This window comes from Clostridium sp. 19966 (genome assembly GCF_032335695.1).
Taxonomy (GTDB): Bacteria; Bacillota; Clostridia; order Clostridiales; family Clostridiaceae; genus JACTOJ01.
Window position 1 is genome coordinate 1 of sequence record NZ_JACTOJ010000042.1, and the last position, 20,113, is coordinate 20,113.

General features: G+C 31.3%; 19 protein-coding genes. 7 read left to right on the forward strand and 12 right to left on the reverse strand.

What is annotated here, in order from left to right:
- Window positions 1–242: 242 nt before the first annotated feature.
- The 12 genes from IAI10_RS23060 to rpmH form a co-directional block, all read right to left on the reverse strand.
- Window positions 243–743, reverse strand: coding sequence for a DUF4446 family protein (locus tag IAI10_RS23060; RefSeq protein WP_315675671.1), 501 nt, complete (start codon window positions 741–743; stop codon window positions 243–245).
- 35 nt (window positions 744–778) lie between these two features.
- Window positions 779–1,636, reverse strand: coding sequence for a ParB/RepB/Spo0J family partition protein (locus IAI10_RS23065; RefSeq protein ID WP_315675672.1), 858 nt, complete (start codon window positions 1,634–1,636; stop codon window positions 779–781).
- 17 nt (window positions 1,637–1,653) lie between these two features.
- Window positions 1,654–2,415, reverse strand: coding sequence for an AAA family ATPase (locus IAI10_RS23070; RefSeq protein ID WP_315675673.1), 762 nt, complete (start codon window positions 2,413–2,415; stop codon window positions 1,654–1,656).
- A gap of 388 nt (window positions 2,416–2,803) precedes the next feature.
- Window positions 2,804–3,571: a nucleoid occlusion protein gene (noc, locus tag IAI10_RS23075; RefSeq protein WP_315675674.1), complete on the reverse strand. Its 768-nt coding sequence runs from the start codon at window positions 3,569–3,571 to the stop codon at window positions 2,804–2,806.
- A gap of 123 nt (window positions 3,572–3,694) precedes the next feature.
- A complete protein-coding gene (gene rsmG / locus IAI10_RS23080; RefSeq protein WP_315675675.1) occupies window positions 3,695–4,414 on the reverse strand; it encodes a 16S rRNA (guanine(527)-N(7))-methyltransferase RsmG in 720 nt (239 codons plus the stop codon).
- Window positions 4,415–4,457: 43 nt separating this feature from the next.
- Window positions 4,458–6,341, reverse strand: coding sequence for a tRNA uridine-5-carboxymethylaminomethyl(34) synthesis enzyme MnmG (gene mnmG / locus IAI10_RS23085; protein WP_315675676.1), 1,884 nt, complete (start codon window positions 6,339–6,341; stop codon window positions 4,458–4,460).
- Window positions 6,342–6,349: 8 nt separating this feature from the next.
- Entirely contained in the window at window positions 6,350–7,729 is a 1,380-nt protein-coding gene (mnmE, locus tag IAI10_RS23090) for a tRNA uridine-5-carboxymethylaminomethyl(34) synthesis GTPase MnmE (RefSeq protein WP_315675677.1), read from the reverse strand.
- Window positions 7,730–7,836: 107 nt separating this feature from the next.
- Window positions 7,837–8,463, reverse strand: a complete 627-nt coding sequence (gene jag / locus IAI10_RS23095; protein WP_315675678.1) for an RNA-binding cell elongation regulator Jag/EloR — start codon at window positions 8,461–8,463, stop codon at window positions 7,837–7,839.
- A 35-nt stretch (window positions 8,464–8,498) separates the two neighbouring features.
- Window positions 8,499–9,239: a membrane protein insertase YidC gene (gene yidC / locus IAI10_RS23100; protein WP_315675679.1), complete on the reverse strand. Its 741-nt coding sequence runs from the start codon at window positions 9,237–9,239 to the stop codon at window positions 8,499–8,501.
- Between the two features lie 19 nt (window positions 9,240–9,258).
- Complete coding sequence (yidD, locus tag IAI10_RS23105; protein ID WP_315675680.1) at window positions 9,259–9,468, reverse strand: membrane protein insertion efficiency factor YidD; 210 nt, start codon at window positions 9,466–9,468, stop codon at window positions 9,259–9,261.
- Window positions 9,440–9,817: a ribonuclease P protein component gene (rnpA, locus tag IAI10_RS23110; RefSeq protein ID WP_315675681.1), complete on the reverse strand. Its 378-nt coding sequence runs from the start codon at window positions 9,815–9,817 to the stop codon at window positions 9,440–9,442. Before rnpA ends, yidD begins: the two co-directional genes overlap by 29 nt.
- 56 nt (window positions 9,818–9,873) lie before the next feature.
- The gene (gene rpmH / locus IAI10_RS23115; RefSeq protein WP_040214767.1) at window positions 9,874–10,008 is read right to left on the reverse strand and encodes a 50S ribosomal protein L34; all 135 of its coding nucleotides are present in this window, start codon (window positions 10,006–10,008) and stop codon (window positions 9,874–9,876) included.
- A gap of 595 nt (window positions 10,009–10,603) precedes the next feature.
- On the opposite strand from rpmH, the gene dnaA reads away from it, so the two are divergent.
- The 7 genes from dnaA to gyrA all read left to right on the forward strand — a co-directional run bounded on the left by dnaA (window position 10,604) and on the right by gyrA (window position 19,563).
- Window positions 10,604–11,947 (forward strand): chromosomal replication initiator protein DnaA, encoded by a 1,344-nt coding sequence (gene dnaA / locus IAI10_RS23120; protein WP_315675682.1) that lies wholly within the window; start codon window positions 10,604–10,606, stop codon window positions 11,945–11,947.
- A 276-nt stretch (window positions 11,948–12,223) separates the two neighbouring features.
- A complete protein-coding gene (dnaN, locus tag IAI10_RS23125) occupies window positions 12,224–13,330 on the forward strand; it encodes a DNA polymerase III subunit beta (protein WP_315675683.1) in 1,107 nt (368 codons plus the stop codon).
- Between the two features lie 175 nt (window positions 13,331–13,505).
- Window positions 13,506–13,712, forward strand: a complete 207-nt coding sequence (gene yaaA / locus IAI10_RS23130; protein WP_315675688.1) for a S4 domain-containing protein YaaA — start codon at window positions 13,506–13,508, stop codon at window positions 13,710–13,712.
- Between the two features lie 66 nt (window positions 13,713–13,778).
- Entirely contained in the window at window positions 13,779–14,879 is a 1,101-nt protein-coding gene (gene recF, locus IAI10_RS23135; protein WP_315675684.1) for a DNA replication/repair protein RecF, read from the forward strand.
- Window positions 14,879–15,139, forward strand: coding sequence for an extracellular matrix regulator RemB (remB, locus tag IAI10_RS23140; protein ID WP_315675685.1), 261 nt, complete (start codon window positions 14,879–14,881; stop codon window positions 15,137–15,139). The genes recF and remB overlap by 1 nt, the downstream gene beginning before the upstream one ends.
- Window positions 15,140–15,183: 44 nt before the next feature.
- Window positions 15,184–17,091: a DNA topoisomerase (ATP-hydrolyzing) subunit B gene (gyrB, locus tag IAI10_RS23145; protein ID WP_315675686.1), complete on the forward strand. Its 1,908-nt coding sequence runs from the start codon at window positions 15,184–15,186 to the stop codon at window positions 17,089–17,091.
- A 21-nt stretch (window positions 17,092–17,112) separates the two neighbouring features.
- On the forward strand, window positions 17,113–19,563 hold the full coding sequence (gyrA, locus tag IAI10_RS23150) for a DNA gyrase subunit A (protein WP_315675687.1): 2,451 nt from the start codon (window positions 17,113–17,115) through the stop codon (window positions 19,561–19,563).
- Window positions 19,564–20,113 lie beyond the last annotated feature (550 nt).

Genomic DNA, 20,113 nt, shown 5'->3' on the forward strand with positions numbered 1-20,113 from the left:
ATGGATGAAAAGTAAAAGCGCCATCACTTTCGCGATGACGGCTTTATTTTGTCAGTTTTTCAGTGGCCTCAGTTCGGGAGGCTATGTTTTAAAATGTTGATATTATCGTTTGAGTTCATCCCATGGGTTCTGAAAGAAACCATGCCATTACGAAAAATGCCTTTATCAACATTCTTTTAAAACATAGCCTTTATTTATTGTATTCTATTTTAAAGTATTTCTTTATTTTATAAGATTATCTTTTAAGCTTTATTTATTGCTTCATTTAAAACTTGTTTCTCTTCTTCAGATAAATCGTATCTAGATAATCCTTTATCTATTGGCTTAGCATAGGTTGTACTATCATTTCTTCCATAAATGCCTGTTAATATCATTCCATCATTGTTACCATCAAGAATAGCAATAGAGAAACTCAAATCGCTCCCTACATCCTCGAAGGCTTTATATCTTACTATCGCTACCTTTTGTAAACATCCATTTAAGTATGTTGATATACTCTCTACAGATTTTTTGGTTTCATCACAAACTTTAACAGCTTCATCAATCTTATCTTCATATGATAAAACTAATTCCTCTATGCTCTTATTATTAGCTCCCCTCATAAATTTTCTATATTTTTTCTCTAATTTATTTATGGAACTTATAAGTGTAAGAATTAAAATAAATAATAATATTATTATAACAATTAAACCTATAACTATATATGGAACAAAATCCTTAAATGTTGTAAATAAATCACCCATCCGTCATACCTCCAATTTGTTTCACGTGAAACATTTTATAAATCTATATTTATCAATTCTAATATTCTATTCAAATCATCCTTGGAATAATACTCAATTTCTATTTTACCCTTGTCCTGGTTTTTAGAAAGAAGTTCTACTTTTGTTCCAAAATAATTTTCAAGTTTTCCTTTTAAGTCCTTAATATATGGATCATTCTGATTTGCATTTTTCTTTGGTTTTATTTTATTCACATTCATAGACCTAATATAAGCTTCTGTCTGCCTAACATTTAATGCTTCATCTATAATCTTCTGAGCTACCTCGTATTGTTTATCTTTATCCTCTATGCCAAGCAATGCCCTTCCATGCCCTTCACTGATAACTCCATCTATTAAATATCCTTGAACTCTTGAATCTAAATTTAAAAGCCTCATTGAGTTAGTTATAGCCGTTCTTGATTTACCTACTCTTGATGCTAATTCTTCTTGAGTAAGTTTAAAATCAATAATTAATTTTTTATATGCATTAGCCTCTTCTACAGGGTTTAAATCCTCTCTTTGTATGTTCTCTATTAATGAAACCTCTAATAATTCCTTATCCGTAATATCCATTATTATTACAGGAACTTCTTTTATACCCAAAAGTTTTGCAGCTCTCCATCTTCTCTCACCAGCTACAATAACATAAAAGTCTCCTTCTTTTCTGAGTACAATAGGTTGTATCATACCGTGATCTTTTATTGATGAAGCCAAAGTAGATAATTTTTCTTCATCAAAAAATTTTCTTGGCTGCTCATCATTAGCTTTTATCAGGTTTATATCTAATAAATTTAAAGATGTTCCCTCGTTTGTTTCCTCCTGAGGAATTAAAGCTCCCAATCCTTTTCCTAATCCATGTTTTTTAACTGCCATATTATCACCATCCTTTGTTATTGCCTTTTAAGAAATTCTTTCGTCAGCGCTTCGTAAGCTTCCGCCCCTCTACATTTATCATCATAAAGCATTATAGGCATTCCAAAGCTTGGTGCCTCGGCTAATCTTATATTTCTAGGTATAGTTGCAGTATAAACTTTATCCTTAAAATACTTTTTCACCTCAGTAACTACATCATTAGATAAGTTTGTCCTACTATCATACATACTCATAATTACTCCTTCTACATCTATATCTTTATTCAAAGATTTTTTTACAAGTTGTATAGTATTTACTAGCTGACCAACGCCTTCTAACGCATAAAATTCACATTGAATAGGTATTAATACGGAATCTGCTGCTGTAAGTGCATTAATTGTAAGAAATCCTAACGATGGTGGACAATCAATAAATATAAAATCATATTTACTTTTTAAACTATCCAACTTATTCTTTAAAATGGACTCTCTGCTCATTTTGTCTATTAACTCTACTTCCGCCCCTGCTAATTCCATGGTGGATGGTGCAATATGAAGATTTTTTATAAGTTCGCATTCTTTTATAACTTCATCTATTGTTGCATCACCTGTAAGTACATCATATACCGAACTACTTATTTTCTTCTTATCAAACCCCAAACCACTTGTTGTATTTCCTTGTGGATCTATATCGATTGTTAATACTTTGAAGCCTTCCATTGCAAGGTAAGCACATAAATTAATATTTGTAGTGGTTTTTCCAACTCCACCTTTTTGATTGAATATACATATAGTTTTCATATTAACTGCCCTAAAGAATCAAATAATTCTGTGAGCTGTCCACCTCCTTTCTTTACACATAATATTATTATATATTTAATTATATTATTTTTAAAGAATTATTTAATTTATATATCATAAATTTTTGTCAGCTAATAAATTATATATGTATCCTCAATATTTTTATACGTAATTTAATAAATTTAAGCTTTATATTTTGTGCCATTTTTCTAAGAAAAGAACAAATGTATTTTAACACCAACAAATAACGCAACTATAACAACGAGTCTTTAAATTTCATCAATAAGTTATATAATATGCTTCAAGGTTATATAGGCTTTATACAATATACTTTTAAAACACAAAAAAACAACCGCTTAAAACGGTTGTTTCACGTGAAACATTTTTTTTAATTACTTTTGGGTATTTTTATGGTAACTTCAATACAATCATCTAATTCCTTAGATCTATATTGCGCCGATATACCGTATTTATCAAATACTTGTTTTATAGTGTTAATGTATACTTTAGAAGTAAATATTCCCTTTATCTTATTCTTTTTATCCTTAAGAATATTCTTAGTTAATTCTTTCTCGATTAGATTTTCAGTTTCTTTAACATTCAATCCTTTATCGATCACTATGCTTAAGATTCTTATTTGTTCCTCTTCAGAATCCAATTTTAACAAAGCTCTAGCATGTCTTTCAGTGAGTCCATTTTCTAATAATGTTGAGCGAACCTTTTCAGATAGTTTTAAGATCCTTAATTTATTTGCTATCGTCGATTGTTTTTTTCCGATTGTTTCAGCTAACTTCTCCTGAGTATAAGAATGCTCTTTTATTAAATTAAAATAAGCTTCTGCTTCCTCTATATAATTTAAATCTTCGCGCTGCAAATTTTCTAATAATGCAATAGCAGCAGATTCTTTGTCACTAATATCAATTATAATTACTGGAACAAATTCTAATCCAATTTTTTTAGCAGCTCTAAGTCTTCTTTCTCCAGCTACTAATTCATAAGTTTGTCCTATTTTTCTGACAGATAAAGGTTGAATAATACCATGCTCTTTTATTGATTGTGCTAATTCCTCAATTGCATCTTCATCAAAAAACTTTCTTGGTTGATACAAGTTAGGTACAATCTTATCTGGTTGTAAGTTAACAATTTCATTCTGCATATTATCCCATCCCTTTATTTGTAAGTTTAATGCTTAAAATATATTTTCTCCTTAAGTTAAAAAAATCCTCTTTTTATAAGTAAAATTTTTCTGACATAATAATAATTTTTTTTATTAAAAATACTATTTTATCGGTTTTTTGTTTATAGTTCCTGCTTTTCTTGGATATTGTGGTGGCGTATTTTTTACTTTTTTGACTATTACAATATTATGCTTTAAATCAGTTTCTTCGATTTCTACAGGAATTATCTCTTCTATCTTACCACCTAAAACTTTTATGGCATTTTCAGCCTCTTGAATTTCCCCTTCTACTGCAGGTCCTTTAAGAGCTATAAAGTATCCTCCAACCTTTGCGTAAGGAAGGCAGAATTCACTTAAAACAGACATATTAGCTACTGCTCTAGAAAAAACTCCATCATAGCTTTCTCTAAATCCTTTTTTAATTGCTAAATCTTCTGCTCTGCTGTGGTAAGTAGTTATATTTTTTAAATCCAAATCATTTATCACTTCATTTAAGAAATTTACTCTCTTATTTAAAGAATCTAACAATGTAACATTTTTGCTTTCATCTGCAATTTTTATGGGAATTCCTGGAAAACCAGCTCCAGTTCCTACATCTATTATATTTTTTAAATCAAACATTTTCTTAAATTTGAAACACTTTATGCAATCAATAAAATGTTTCTTTATTATATCTTCTTCTTCTGTTATTGCTGTCAGATTTATCTTTTCATTCCATTCTTTTATTAATGCCATATATTTAATAAACAAATTATATTTATGCTCATTAAATTCAATTCCTTCATTATTAAAAGCTTCTTCCATTATATCATAATATTTCATAATTGAGCCTCCAAAACTACTTTATTTTTATACAAAGGCTATTTTAAGATACAGATTTTCGATTAATTTGCTCTAGGTGAATCATAAGAACATTTATATCTGCAGGAGAAACACCTGATATTCTAGATGCTTGACCTATATTTTCCGGTTTTACTTTGGATAGTTTTTGCTTAGCTTCAATTCTTAAACTTTTAACATCATCATAATTTATATCTTGAGGCAGTTTTCTATTTTCAAATTTTTTAAATTGATCAACCTGTTCCATCTGCTTTTCGATATAACCTTCATATTTAGCCGTTATATCTATTTGCTCAATTATATCGTCACTTAACTCTGGTCTTTCAGCATCCAAAGAAGCTACACTATTATAATTAAGTTCCGGTCTCTTTATAAGTTCATATAAAGATATAGGCTTTTTAAGATCAGCTGAATTTAAAGAAATCAAAAATTCATTTACTTCTTTTTTACCAGTTATATTTACCTTCTTAATTCTATCCAGTTCATTCTCTATAGTATTCTTTCTATTAATAAATTTAGCATATCTTTCTTCACTTACTAATCCTGCAGCATAACCTAATTGAGTCAATCTCAAATCTGCGTTGTCCTGTCTTAACAACAATCTATATTCTGCCCTAGAAGTCATCATTCTATAAGGCTCGTTTGTTCCTTTTGTTACTAAATCGTCTATTAATACGCCTATATAAGCATCGGATCTGCTCAAAATAAGAGGCTCTCTATTTTTAACTTTTAATGCTGCATTTATTCCAGCAATTATTCCTTGAGCAGCAGCTTCCTCATATCCTGAAGTACCGTTAAGCTGACCAGCCCCAAATAAACCATTAATATTTTTAAACTCAAGGCTTAACTTAAGCTGTGTAGGGTCTATGCAGTCATATTCAATGGCATAAGCTGTTCTCATTAATTCAGCATTTTCAAGTCCAATGACAGAATGAAGCATATCAAGCTGAACATCCTCTGGAAGTGAACTTGATAATCCTTGTACATACATCTCATTAGTGTTTTCGCCTTCTGGTTCAATAAATATTTGATGCTGACCCTTATCTGGAAATTTAACTATCTTATCTTCTATGGAAGGACAATATCTTGGGCCAATTCCTTCGATACTTCCATTGTACATTGGTGATCTTGATATATTCTCCCTTATAATCTTAATCGTATCTGCAGTTGTATAAGTTAAATAACATGATATTTGATCTCTTTCCAATTTATCTGTCATAAAGGAAAATGGAACTATTTTTTCGTCCCCTTTTTGCTCGGACATTTTTGAAAAATCTACGGATCTCTTGTGGATTCTAGAAGGTGTTCCAGTTTTAAATCTTCTTATAGATATTCCTAAGCTTATTAATGAACTTGATAGTTCATTTGCTGGAAATAATCCATTGGGACCTCCACTGTAACTTACTTCTCCAATAATGATTCTAGACTTTAAATAAACGCCTGAAGCCATTACTACCACATTTGATCTAAAAAATGCTCCATTTTTAGTTGTTATTCCAGTAACTGATCCATTTTCAACCTCTACTGTTACTACTTCAACCTGCCTTATAGACAGATTATGCTGATCCTCCAAAACCTTTTTCATTCTCTCTTGATATTTTTTCTTATCAGCCTGCGCTCTCAAAGAATGAACTGCCGGTCCCTTGGAAGTATTTAACATTCTTGATTGTATGAAAGTGTGATCTATATTAATGGCCATCTCTCCGCCCAATGCATCAAGCTCTCTAACTAGGTGACCCTTAGCAGTGCCCCCTACATTAGGATTGCAAGGCATCATGGCTATACTGTCTAAATTCATTGTACATACGAGGGTTTTGCATCCCATTCTAGCAGCTGCCAAAGCAGCTTCACATCCAGCATGCCCTGCGCCTATTACAATTACGTCATATTCTCCAGCATAATATTTCATAAGTATACCTACTTTCCTATACAAAATTCAGAAAATATTTTATCTAGCAAATCTTCCTCAAGCGTATCCCCTGTTATTTGCCCCAAATTTTCCCAAGCACTTCTTACATCTATAGATGCCAAATCTATAGGCAATCCGCCTTCAAGCGTCTTAAGTGCTGCATCGCATTTCTCTGAAGCTCTTATTAAAGCTTCTTTGTGCCTGCTGTTAGTTACTAAAACTTCTGAAGGCCTTATTTCTCCATTAAAAAACATTTTCTTAATGATATTTTTTATATTATCAATGCCCATACCTTTTAGTGCAGATATTTCAATTATATTGTCTTTATTTAAATCCTTCAACTGATTAAAATCTAGCTTTGTTTCCAAATCTACCTTGTTAAGTAGAACTATATACTTTTTATCCTTTATTTTCTTTATTATAGATTTATCTTCATCATCTAATTCTCTGCTATTATCCAGCATAAAAATTATAAGATCCGCTTCTTCCATCTTTTCCTTTGACTTTTCTACACCTATTTTTTCAACGGTATCCTCTGTATCTCTTATTCCTGCAGTATCAATTATTTTTAACGGAATGCCGCCTATGCTTATATATTCTTCAATAACATCTCTGGTTGTGCCTGGCACATCTGTAACTATAGCTTTGTTTTCCATTATGAGTGCGTTAAGAAGAGAAGATTTTCCTACATTTGGCTTTCCTACTATTACAACATTTATTCCTTCTCTTATTATTTTGCCTTCATTAGCTGTTGCAATTATTTCATCAATATACTGTTTAATCTCTTTTATATCGATCTTAACTTTTTGTCCTGTTATCTCTTCTAAATCATCTTCTGGAAAATCTACAGTTGCTTCAATATGAGCTATTACCCCTAAAAGCTTATTTCTTATTTTGTTTATTTCCTGGGAAATTCGACCTTGAGCCTGCATAACCGCAGACTTCATGGAAATTTCTGTTTTCGCTCTGATTATATCAATTACAGCTTCAGCCTGACTCAAGTCTATTCGTCCATTTAAAAATGCCCTTTTGGTAAACTCTCCAGGCTCAGCAATTCTGGCACCGCTTCTTACTATCTCTTCCAAAATCCTATTAGTAGCAACTAGCCCCCCATGACAATTTACCTCAATCACATCTTCAGCTGTAAAACTCTTAGGTCCCTTCATGTAGCTCACTATAACTTCATCTAATTTTTCATTATTTTCCTTATCAATTATATACCCATATCTCATTGTATATGATTTAATATCCTCTAAACTTCTGCCGCCTTTTCCTATAAAAACTGAAGAAACTATTTTTAAAGCCTTATCTCCTGAAACTCTTATTATTGAAATGCCACCTTCTCCAATTCCTGTAGCAACAGCTGCAATAGTATCAAATTCTTTCATTATTTTCACCTCGTATTTTAAAACATAGCCTTGTCATATAGTTTAACCCGTAACTCTAACCCTAACCAAAGTTTTCTAAAACATAGCTAATTAAAAAGAAAGCCCTTTTAGGCTTTCTTCAAATCTACCACTACTCTCCTATATGGTTCGTCCCCTTCACTTGTGGTATCTACGTAAGGATTATTTTGGAGAGTTGAATGTATAATTCTTCTTTCATATGGATTCATAGGCTCAAGCCTAAAGCTTCTGCCTGTCTTTCTAACCCTATATGCTGTTTTTTCTGCTAGTCTTTTCAGCGTATCCTCTCGTTTTGCTCTATAGTTTTCTATATCCAGCAAGACTCTTATATACTCATTTTCATGATTTTTATTAACCACTAGACTAGTTAAATACTGCAGAGAATCCAAAGTTTCTCCTCTATAGCCTATAATAACTCCCATATCTGGTCCAGACAAATTAATTTTTAAGGTTCTGTTTTCTTCCTTAATATTTATATCTGCCGTTATTGACATCTTATCTAAAACTTCTTGTATAAAGTTTTTAGCCATATCTGCAAAGCTATCTTTTATTGTTACTTTAATTTTAGCAGGCTTAGCTCCAATTATTTTAAATAACCCCTTGCTTCCCTCTTCAATTATATCTACTTCAATCTTATCTTCAGTTAGGTTAAGTTCTAAAAGAGCATTTTTTACAGCTTCCTCAACTGTCTTACCAGTCATTTCAATACTTTTCATACCCTATGCACCCACCTTATAAATGATAAAAGTTGTTACTTTCTCTTCTTATTATTTTTATTGTTTGGATTCAGCTTTTTACCTTGAAGCTTATCAGTGGCAGTTTCCGCTTCTACAGTCTTTTTAGCCCCGCCTATATATCCCATCTTCTTCATAAAAAGATTCTGGAGTAATTGAAAAAATCCGTTTGCTACCCAGTAAACGCCAAGTCCAGATTGTACAGTGTAAGTTATGTATCCTGTGAATACTGTCATGAATATATTAGTTGTTTTCATAGTTTTTGCCTGAGTCTCTTCCATATTGTTCATGGTTATTGACATAGATACATAAGATATTATTGCTGATAAAACAGCGAGAGTCACATTATGTGCTTTTCCCAAATCAGGTATTATAAATGTAAAGGACAGTCCATTTAAATCTAAATGTCTTATAATAGCATACATAGCTGCAAAAACAGGCCAAATAAGAATAAGTGGTAAGCAGCCTCCAAAAGGATTAGCTCCTGACTCCTTGTAAAGCTTAGACATCTCCATTTGAGCTTTTTGAGGATCATTTTTATACTTAGTTTGGATTTCTTTCATTTTAGGCTGAATTTCCTGCATTTTAGCAGTTGATTTAGTTTGTTTGATAAAAACAGGTAATAATATTGTTTTTATAATTGCTGTAAATAATATTATTGTAAATCCGTAGGAATATCCTCTATCACTAATAAATATTTTTACAAAAGAATGAACATATTCAAATAATGTGGTTAAAAAGTTTGTTATGTATTGCACTCCTTTTACCTCCTGATTTTTATTTAACGGGATCGTATCCTCCGTCATTAAAAGGATGACATTTCAAAATTCTCCTAATTGCCATATACCCACCCTTTGCTGCTCCATACTTTTCTATAGCTTCAAGGGCATACTGAGAACACGTAGGGTAAAATCTACAGGACGGTCTTTTTAGAGGAGAAATTTTCTTTCTATAAAACTTAATTATTATTATTAGTAATTTTTTCATTGTTATTAAGGCCTGCCTTTTTAAATAATTTTAGCATAGAATCTTTTATCTCACTATAACTTTTATCCTTAGCGGCTGTTCTAGCAACGAAAACCAAATCAAATCTTTTTTTAATATGATCACTGTTTAATCTATAACTTTCATATATAAGCCGCTTTACACGGCTTCTTATAACACTCTTTCCAACTTTTTTGCTTACTGATATCCCAACTCTATTTAAATCTATATTATTAGATACATTTCTATTATTTCTATAAATATAAAGCACCAACAATTCAGTAGAAAAAGATTTACCTCTCCTATAAACGGTTCTAAATTCTACATTTTTACGTAATCTTTCTTCTTTCATTAGAATATCCGGCTCCTTTTTCCTGCAATTGCAGAAAAAGGCCACTTAAGCGGCCCTTATGCTGTCAATCTTTTTCTACCTTTTTGTCTTCTTCTCTTAAGAACGTTTCTTCCTGAAAGAGTACTCATTCTCTTTCTAAAGCCATGTTCTCTTTTTCTCTGCTTCTTTTTTGGCTGATATGTCATGAACATAAATACTGCACCCCCTTTATAGCTGGTGTTTATAGCAATATACTTACTATCTTAATTAATTATAGTTTTACTTTATAATTATATATGTACCCAATTTATATGTCAATATAATGATTCTGTTGATAATATTAATTATTTATTTCTTTTTTGTGGATAACTTCTTGAATACATACCTATGTTTTGTTATTATTAAGAATGAACTGTGAATTGTTTATAATTTTTAAAAGTTATCCACAGGTGTTGATAACTTTGTGCATAACTTGTTCAATATCTGAGTATTATTTTATATTTCAGTATTATTTTTACCGTATTTACTTGAATTAATCAGTATTTTTTACTGTTATTATTTTTTTTATGTTAATTGTGAATAACTTTTTACTTATTTTTTTTTCAAGAAAAATATCAACATGTGAATAATTTTGTTTTCTTTTGTCAACAAATCATAAAGTAGATATATTCTTGTTGATAACTTTGTTTATTATTTTTTTAATAATTTTTTCATCAAAGGTTTTTAGTAAGCTTTTTATCAAGTTAACTTCAAATTTTTGTATTTATATCTATATAATATTATTTAGTTTAGACTGGAGGATAAGGGATGAGCGCCCAATTATATGAACTATGGGAAAAAACATTAAATATAATTAAAGGCGAGCTTACAGAAGTAAGTTTTAATACTTGGATAAAGAGTGCAGTTCCTCTAAGTATTTCTGAAGATACTTTAAAATTAGGTGTACCTAATGATTTTACTAAGGAAATTTTAGACACTCGCTACAAGGATTTATTAAAAAATGCCATAAAATTAATTGCATCTAAGGACTACCTCATAGAATTTTCAATTATATCAGAAGAAACAGCTGAGGTAGAAGAAAAAGAGAGTACACCTAAAAAAAATATACAAGTTACTGATGAGATGACCGCAACTTTAAACCCTAAGTACACCTTTAATTCTTTTGTTATAGGTAATAGCAATAGGTTTGCTCATGCTGCATCGCTGGCTGTAGCCGAATCTCCAGCAAAAGCATACAACCCTCTTTTTATTTATGGAGGAGTGGGACTTGGAAAAACTCATCTAATGCACGCTATAGGCCATTATGTATTACAAAACAATAAGAACGCCAAAGTAGTGTATGTTTCATCCGAAAAATTTACCAACGAATTAATAAATTCTATTAAAGACGATAAAAATGTGGAATTTAGAAATAAATATAGAAATGTGGATATACTTCTAATTGATGATATTCAATTTATAGCTGGAAAAGAAAGAACTCAGGAAGAATTTTTCCATACATTTAATGCGCTTCATGAGGCAAATAAACAAATTATTTTATCTAGTGATAGGCCTCCAAAAGAAATTCCTACATTAGAAGATAGACTTAGATCTCGTTTTGAATGGGGACTTATAGCTGATATCCAGCCTCCAGATTTCGAAACAAGAATAGCTATATTAAAAAAGAAAGCAGATGTAGAAAAATTAAATATTCCTAATGAAGTTATGGTTTATATAGCTTCAAAAATAAAATCAAATATCAGAGAATTAGAAGGTGCTCTCATTAGAATTGTAGCTTACTCTTCTCTTACAAATAAGGAGATAAGCGTAGATCTTGCATCTGAAGCGCTTAAGGACATAATATCAAATAAGCAATCTAAACACATAACTATAGATCTTATACAAGACATAGTATCAAGCTATTATAATCTTAAGATAGATGATTTTAAGTCTCAAAGACGTACTAGAAATGTAGCATTTCCTAGACAAATAGCTATGTATTTAAGTAGAAAACTTACAGATATGTCCCTTCCTAAAATAGGCGAGGAGTTCGGAGGAAGAGATCATACTACGGTTATACATGCCTACGAGAAAATATCTGATAGTCTTCAAAGTGATGAAGCACTTCAAAATGCTATAAATGATTTGACCAAAAAAATTACTCAAAAATAATTAACATTTGTTTTTAATATACTTGTGTATATATGTGGATAAAAAATATGTGCTTTTTTTTAAAAACTAACTGTGGATAAGTTTTCTGATTTATTATTACCTTATCCACAATTATTTTTGCTCTAATTTTATTGTTTTTTAAGGCTTTAAGATACTTATCCACATAATCACATCACTTATTACTATTACTACTAATTATTTTATTTACCTAATCTTCTATTACAGATAGTAGATTGTTTATAAAGATATCAACATATTTTATCAGGAGGTACCCTTATGAAATTTTTATGTAAAAAAAATATACTTCAAGATGCTATATCTGTAGCACAAAAAGCTGTAACAGGAAAATCTACACTACCAGTTCTTGAAGGACTTTTTTTAAGTGCGATGAATGATAGCATAACTTTTATAGGTTCAGATACAGATTTAAGTATAGAAACCAAATGTGCAGCTGAGGTTATAGAATCCGGAGCAATAGTAGTTGATGCAAAGCTTTTTGGAGAAATAATAAGAAAACTTCCCAATGACGATGTAGAAATATCTACTTTAGAGAACAATACCTTACAAATATCCTGCCAAAAATCAAAATTTACTCTAATGCATATGAATGCTAATGATTACCCTACAATTCCAGAAATAGAAGATGAAAACAATGTATTCAATGTTCCACAAGGAACTTTAAAAAATATGATAAAAGGTACTATTTTTGCTGTAGCGCAAGACGAAACTAGACCGATACTTACTGGAGTACTTTTTGAAGTAAAAAATAACAAATTGAATATGGTAGCTCTAGATGGTTTTAGACTAGCACTTAGAAGTGAATATATAGAGAGTGAACAAGAGATAAAAGTAGTAATACCAGGAAAAACTTTAAATGAAATATCTAAAATATTAGATGACAATCAAGAAAATGTAAGTATTACTTTTTCAAGAAATCATATTTTAATAACTATAAATGAGACAAAAGTAATATCTAGGCTTTTAGAAGGAGAATATATAAATTATAATTCAATAATTCCTGAAGAATTCAATTTGAAAATAACAGCAAAACGATCTGAACTTTTAAATTGTATCGAAAGAGCTTCCCTCATGGCTAAGGAAGGTAATACTAATCTTATAAAATTAAATATAGAAGAAGATAATCTTATAATTACATCAAATTCTCAATTGGGAAAGGTTAAAGAAGAGCTTTCTATAATTTTGCAAGGCCAACCTCTTCAAATTGCATTTAACTCAAAGTATATGATCGATGTGTTTAAAATAATGGAAGAGGAAGAAATAACCATGGAATTTAGCAGCGCAGTAAATCCATGCGTTGTAAAAAATAAGGAAGTTAATAATTGCACCTATCTGCTTTTACCTGTAAGGTTATTAAATAACTAGAGTATAATTTAAAAGAAAACATGTATATTTATACAATATTGCTTTGTATAAATATACAGCAATATTAACTTGATTTACATCCCTTTGAATGCATTTTAGTGTGCTTCAAGGGGTTTGCCAATAATTAGGGGAAACATTGATATTAAAAGAAAAGAGGTGTTGTTATATGAAAAATATAAAAGAAGTACAAATTGATACTGAATTTATAAAATTAGATTCATTTTTAAAATGGTGTGGAGAAGCATCTCTTGGTTCGGAAGCAAAGGCCTATATCATGGACGGAGAGGTTAAAGTAAATGGAGAAACAGAAACAAGGAGAGGAAGAAAACTCAGAACTGGAGATACCATAGAATTTGATGAAAATTTTTATAAAATTAAATGAAATTCATTTTTGTGATATAATATATATGTATGTACAAAATAAATAAGATATCACAAAGGTGCTTTTATGTATATAAAATATCTTCAATTGTTGAATTACAGAAATTATAAACAGCTTTTGGTAGAGCTTTGTTCTAATGTCAATGTTTTTATAGGAGATAACGCTCAGGGAAAAACCAATATACTTGAAAGTATTTATTATTGCAGCTTTGGTAAATCTCATAGAACAAGTAAAGACAAGGAACTTATAAAATGGGATGAAAATGAGGCATTTATAAAACTTCAGGTAATAAGGGAAAGACTTGATAAAAAAATAGAAATCAAGATTTTAAAAGAGGGCAAAAAAGCTATAAATATAAACTCTATAAAAATAAACAAAATATCAGAACTTATGGGAAATTGTGCGGTAGTTATGTTTTCTCCTGAAGATCTTAAAATAATAAAAGAATCTCCAGGAAACCGAAGAAGATTTTTAGATATGGAACTTTGCCAGCTTGATGGAAGATATTACTACAATTTAGTACAATATAATAAAGTGCTCACTGAGAGGAATATAACATTAAAGGGAAGAAATGTAGACAGAGCTATCCTAGATATATACGATGAGCAGCTGAGTTCATTTGCAGAGTACATAATAAAAAAAAGGCTGTGGTATATAAAAAAGCTCAATGAATTCGGTAATGATATACATAAAGAGATTACTGAAGACAAAGAAAATATAGAATTTAAATATATATGTCATTTTAAATCTTATGATGATTTAAAACATGATTTGTTGGAAAACCTTATAAGGAATAGGGAAAAAGATATTGAAAAAAAAATGACATCTGTAGGTCCTCACAGAGATGATTTTGATATATATATAAATGGTGTAGACACGAGAAGTTTCGGCTCACAAGGACAGCAAAGAACCTCTATCCTAACTATAAAATTTTCATCTTTAAATATTATAAAAGAGGTTACTGGTGAGTATCCAATACTTTTACTGGATGATGTATTGTCTGAACTTGACCTTAAAAGAAAAAGATATGTACTGTCTTCGATAAATCAGGTTCAAACTATAATTACCTGTACTGGAATAGAGGATATAAAGTCTTATATTGATGATAGAGCAAATATTTTTTATGTTAAAGATGGAAAAGTACAACAGGATAAGGAGGGAAAATAATGTTTCTTCATTTAGGTGAAAATGTAGTGGTTCCTATAAAAGATGTCATTGGCATATTTGATATGGAATCTTCAATTTATAGCTCAGACACCATACAGTTTTTAAGAATGGCAGAGGAAGATGGTTTTGTTGAAAAAATTACAGAAGATCAGCCAAAGTCATTTGTGATAGCTGAGGTTGATAAAAAGAGTAAGATATATCTATCTCCAATATCATCTGTTACATTAAGCAAAAGAACAGAATTAAATTTTAATGATTAGGCTTAATAATTTTATACGAAGAAGTAAGCGAGGAGGAATCCGTTTTGGAACAAGAAAAACAAGTGTATGATGAGAGTCAGATTCAAGTACTTGAAGGATTAGAGGCAGTTAGAAAGAGGCCTGGAATGTACATAGGCAGCACAGGACCTAGAGGACTTCATCATCTAGTATATGAAATAATTGATAATAGTATAGATGAAGCGATGCAGGGGGTTTGTACTGATATAGACGTTGTTATACATGAAGACAATTCTATAACAGTTTCAGACAATGGAAGAGGTATGCCTGTAGGAATACATCATAAGATGGGAAAACCTACTGTTGAGGTTATAATGACAGTTCTTCATGCTGGTGGAAAGTTTGGCGGCGGAGGATATAAAATATCAGGAGGACTTCATGGTGTTGGTGCCTCAGTTGTTAATGCACTTTCAGAAGAATGTGTAGTAACAGTTAAAAATGAAGGCGCTATATGGAGGCAATCCTACCGTAGAGGAAAGGTAGCAAGTGAGTTTGAAAAAATAGGGGAAACTCAGGAGCATGGAACTTCAACTCATTTTAAGCCGGATGCAGAAATTTTTGAAGTAACAGAATACGATTATGAAATATTATCCAAAAGAATTAGAGAGCTTGCTTTCTTAAATAAAGGAATTAAGATTAATCTTACTGATGAGAGAATAGGTAAAAAGGAAGAATACTGCTACCAAGGAGGAATAAAATCCTTTGTTGATTATTTAAACAGAAATAAAGAAAGGCTTCATGCCGAACCAATTTACGCTGAAGGCAAGAAAGATGACTACATTGTTGAAATAGCACTTCAGTATAATGACAGTTACGTGGAAAATATTTTTTCTTTTGCTAATAATATAGATACAGTAGAAGGCGGAACTCACTTAGCAGGCTTTAAGACAGCTCTTACAAGAGTGTTAAATGATTACGCAAAGAAGTTCGGGTTTATAAAAGAAAATGATAAAAATTTGTCTGGTGATGATATAAGAGAAGGGCTTACTGCGGTAGTTTCAGTAAAATTACCTGATCCTCAGTTCGAAGGACAGACAAAAACAAAGCTTGGAAATACCGAGGTTAGAAGTATAGTAGATAATATAGTTGGAGAAAAGGTAAGTACTTATTTAGAGGAGAATCCTTCTATTGGTAAGATAATAATAGATAAAGCTCTTCTTGCATCTAGAGCTAGAGAAGCTGCTAGAAAAGCAAGAGAATTAACAAGAAAATCTGTACTTGAAAGAACATCTCTTCCAGGAAAGTTAGCAGACTGCAGCTCAAAGGATCCTGATGAATGCGAAATTTATCTAGTTGAGGGAGATTCTGCAGGGGGCAGCGCTAAGCAGGGAAGAAATAGAAGGTTCCAAGCAATACTTCCTCTTAGAGGAAAAATAATGAATGTTGAAAAGCAAAGATTGGATAAGATACTTGGATACCAAGAAATAAGATCCATGATAACTGCTTTTGGTGCAGGTATAGGTAATGAGTTCGATATATCTAAGATAAGATATAACAGAATAATAATAATGACAGATGCGGATGTAGATGGTGCACATATAAGAACTTTACTATTAACATTTTTCTATAGATACATGAAGGATTTAGTTGAACAGGGTCATGTATATATAGCTCAGCCGCCGCTTTACAAAGTATCAAAAGGTAAAAAGGACATTTATGCATACAGCGATAAAGAACTGGATGAAGTTCTTTCAGAAATCGGTGGTAAGGATAACAATACCAATATACAAAGATATAAAGGTCTTGGAGAAATGGACGCAACTCAGCTTTGGGATACCACTATGGACCCGGAAAAGAGAACCTTGCGTAAGGTAGCTATTGAGGATGCTATGGAAGCGGATGAAATATTTACAATCCTCATGGGGGATAAGGTTGAACCAAGAAGAGAATTTATACAAGAAAATGCCAAGAAAGTCGTTAATCTTGACATATAGGGTTAAAGAGGAGTGTATTCAATGAACAACAATGAAGGCAAAGTTTTTTCTGTTGATATAAAGCAGGAAATGAAAACATGTTATATAGATTATGCCATGAGTGTTATAGTAGGTCGTGCTCTACCCGATGTTAGAGATGGACTTAAACCGGTGCATAGAAGAATTCTTTATTCTATGCATGAGTTGGGTCTCACACCGGATAAAGGCTATAGAAAATGTGCGAGAATAGTTGGAGACGTTTTGGGTAAGTATCATCCACATGGAGATACTGCTGTTTATGATGCATTAGTAAGGCTTGCTCAGGATTTCTCTATAAGAAATACTCTAGTAGACGGCCATGGAAATTTCGGTTCTGTAGATGGTGATAGTGCTGCTGCCATGAGATATACAGAAGCGAGAATGAGCAAAATAGCTCTTGAAATGCTAAGAGATATTAGCAAAAATACTATAGATTTTGTACCAAACTTCGATGGTGAAGAAAAAGAACCTTCAGTTTTGCCATCTAGATTTCCCAATCTTTTAGTAAATGGTTCCTCTGGAATAGCAGTAGGTATGGCAACAAATATACCTCCACACAATTTAGGTGAAGTAATTGATGGAGTATGCATGCTCATAGATAATCCTGAAGTGACAATAAAGGAACTTATGACTGTTATAAAGGGGCCCGATTTTCCTACTGGAAGTATAATAAAAGGAACAGCAGGAATAAGAGAAGCTTATGAAACAGGAAGAGGAAGAATAGTACAGAGAGCAAAATCTGAAATAGAAGAAGAAAATGGAAGACATAAGATTATAGTGACAGAGATTCCTTATCAGGTTAATAAAGCAAGACTTATTGAAAAGATTGCTGAGCTTGTTAAGGATAAAAAGATAGTTGGTATATCAGATTTGAGAGACGAATCAGACCGTGAAGGTATGAGAATAGTAATAGAGATCAAGAAGGATGCAAATGCAAATGTTATATTAAATCAGCTTTACAAACATACACAGATGCAGGAAACCTTCGGTGTTATAATGATTGCTTTGGTTGATAATGAGCCACAAACTCTCAATCTTAAACAAATACTTTCACATTATTTAAACTTCCAGCAAGAAGTAATAAAAAGAAGAACTCAGTTTGAATTAGATAAAGCTTTAGCTAGAGCACATATTCTAGAAGGATTAAAGATAGCTCTTGATAATATAGATGAGGTTATAAGATTAATAAGATCCTCAAAGACTACAGAGATAGCAAGAAATGGCCTTATGGAGAGATTTGGACTGTCTGAAAAACAGGCTCAGGCTATACTGGATATGAGACTTCAGAGATTAACTGGTTTAGAGAGAGAAAAGATTGAAGAAGAATTAAATGAGCTTATGAAGACCATAGCTCATTTAAGAGATGTACTTACAAGAGAAGAATTAGTTCTTAAGATAATTAAGGATGAGCTTCTAGAAACAAAAGCTAAATATGCTGATGATAGAAAGACTATAATCGAAAAGAGCGATTATGATATAGATATAGAAGATCTTATAGAAGAAAAAGAGGTTGTAATAACCCTTACAAATTCAGGATACATCAAGAGAATAGCTTCAGATACTTATACCTCCCAAAGAAGAGGGGGAAAGGGAATCCAGGCGATGACAACAAAAGAAGATGACTTTGTTGAGCATATATTTATAACATCTACGCATACAAACTTACTCTTCTTTACTAATAGGGGAAGGGCATATAAACTTAAAGCTTATGAGATTCCAGATGCAGGAAGAACTGCAAAAGGAATGAACCTTGTAAATCTATTGCCATTAGTTTCTGATGAGAAGATCCAGGCAGTTATAGCAATAAAAGATATGACTGAAGAAGGATACTTATTAATAACAACAAAGCAAGGTTTAGTAAAGAAAACTAAACTTAGCGAATTTGAAAATATAAGGAAGAATGGTCTTATAGCAATAAATCTTAGGGACTCAGATGAACTTCTTAAGGTTAAGGTTACAAGAGGAGACGCTGAAATTGTAATAGTGACTCAGCAGGGATATGCAATAAGGTTCAGTGAAAAAGATGTTAGACCTATGGGAAGAACTGCTAGCGGTGTTAGAGCTGTAACTCTAAGAGAGGATGACATAGCTGTATCAATGGATATAGTTGTTCCAGATGAAGAACTTCTTGTTGTTTCTGAAAATGGATTCGGTAAGAGAACTAAAATGGAGGAATACGGAATCCAAACAAGGGGTGGAAAAGGTTTAAAGACATACAAAGTGGCAGATAAGACAGGTAAGCTTGTGGGCGCTAGAGTAGTAAAAGAAGATGATGAATTAATGCTTATAAACAGCAATGGTGTTGCTATAAGAATAAATGTATCAGATATCTCAACTACCAGCAGAAGTGCTATGGGAGTTACTCTTATGAAAACTGGTGAAGAGGAACAGATAGTTGCTCTTGCAAAAATAGCTGGTGAAAAAGAAGAGGAAGAAGAAATTACAGAAGAATAATAAATATTTATTATGATTATTTTTTACAGATCAAGCGGCGTAAGCCGCTTTTTTCAATTTATATAAAAATATATTTTATATGGGCCAGTCAGAGGCTTTTCAGGCTATGGTTTAAATATATATTAAAAATCGATAATTATTTAAAACAGAGCCGTTACATTAATATAATAATCTATAAAAAGTATATATAAACATGTAAAAACACATAAACATATCCAAGCGTATCAATATGCGATAAATAATGAAATATAAAGAAAAATAAACTAATAGCAAAATAAATTAAAATAAATGAATATTTCGTTGTAAGGTGGGTTAAATTATATGATATTATATTAAATGTCGCTGCGGTGAGCAAACAAGTTCAGCAAAGCGAAAAAAGATTAAAAAATATGTTGACATGTTAAAATGAATGTGTTAATATATAAAAGCTGTATGAATACAGCAAGGTCTTTGAAAATTGAACAGAAGGAAAAATATCAATTCTTTGATATAAGGTAAATCCAGCAGATTTTACAAATGTAAATAGCATTTGTAAGATATCGTTAGAATC

Bases quoted from the DNA above. Each gene is read 5' to 3' on its own strand.
- IAI10_RS23060 (WP_315675671.1), bottom strand. From the start codon at position 743: ATGGGTGATTTATTTACAACATTTAAGGATTTTGTTCCATATATAGTT.
- IAI10_RS23065 (WP_315675672.1), bottom strand. From the start codon at position 1,636: ATGGCAGTTAAAAAACATGGATTAGGAAAAGGATTGGGAGCTTTAATT.
- IAI10_RS23070 (WP_315675673.1), bottom strand. From the start codon at position 2,415: ATGAAAACTATATGTATATTCAATCAAAAAGGTGGAGTTGGAAAAACC.
- noc (WP_315675674.1), bottom strand. From the start codon at position 3,571: ATGCAGAATGAAATTGTTAACTTACAACCAGATAAGATTGTACCTAAC.
- rsmG (WP_315675675.1), bottom strand. From the start codon at position 4,414: ATGAAATATTATGATATAATGGAAGAAGCTTTTAATAATGAAGGAATT.
- mnmG (WP_315675676.1), bottom strand. From the start codon at position 6,341: ATGAAATATTATGCTGGAGAATATGACGTAATTGTAATAGGCGCAGGG.
- mnmE (WP_315675677.1), bottom strand. From the start codon at position 7,729: ATGAAAGAATTTGATACTATTGCAGCTGTTGCTACAGGAATTGGAGAA.
- jag (WP_315675678.1), bottom strand. From the start codon at position 8,463: ATGAAAAGTATTGAAATGACTGGTAAGACAGTTGAGGAAGCTGTAAAA.
- yidD (WP_315675680.1), bottom strand. From the start codon at position 9,468: ATGAAAAAATTACTAATAATAATAATTAAGTTTTATAGAAAGAAAATT.
- rnpA (WP_315675681.1), bottom strand. From the start codon at position 9,817: ATGAAAGAAGAAAGATTACGTAAAAATGTAGAATTTAGAACCGTTTAT.
- rpmH (WP_040214767.1), bottom strand. From the start codon at position 10,008: ATGTTCATGACATATCAGCCAAAAAAGAAGCAGAGAAAAAGAGAACAT.
- dnaA (WP_315675682.1), top strand. From the start codon at position 10,604: ATGAGCGCCCAATTATATGAACTATGGGAAAAAACATTAAATATAATT.
- dnaN (WP_315675683.1), top strand. From the start codon at position 12,224: ATGAAATTTTTATGTAAAAAAAATATACTTCAAGATGCTATATCTGTA.
- recF (WP_315675684.1), top strand. From the start codon at position 13,779: ATGTATATAAAATATCTTCAATTGTTGAATTACAGAAATTATAAACAG.
- remB (WP_315675685.1), top strand. From the start codon at position 14,879: ATGTTTCTTCATTTAGGTGAAAATGTAGTGGTTCCTATAAAAGATGTC.
- gyrA (WP_315675687.1), top strand. From the start codon at position 17,113: ATGAACAACAATGAAGGCAAAGTTTTTTCTGTTGATATAAAGCAGGAA.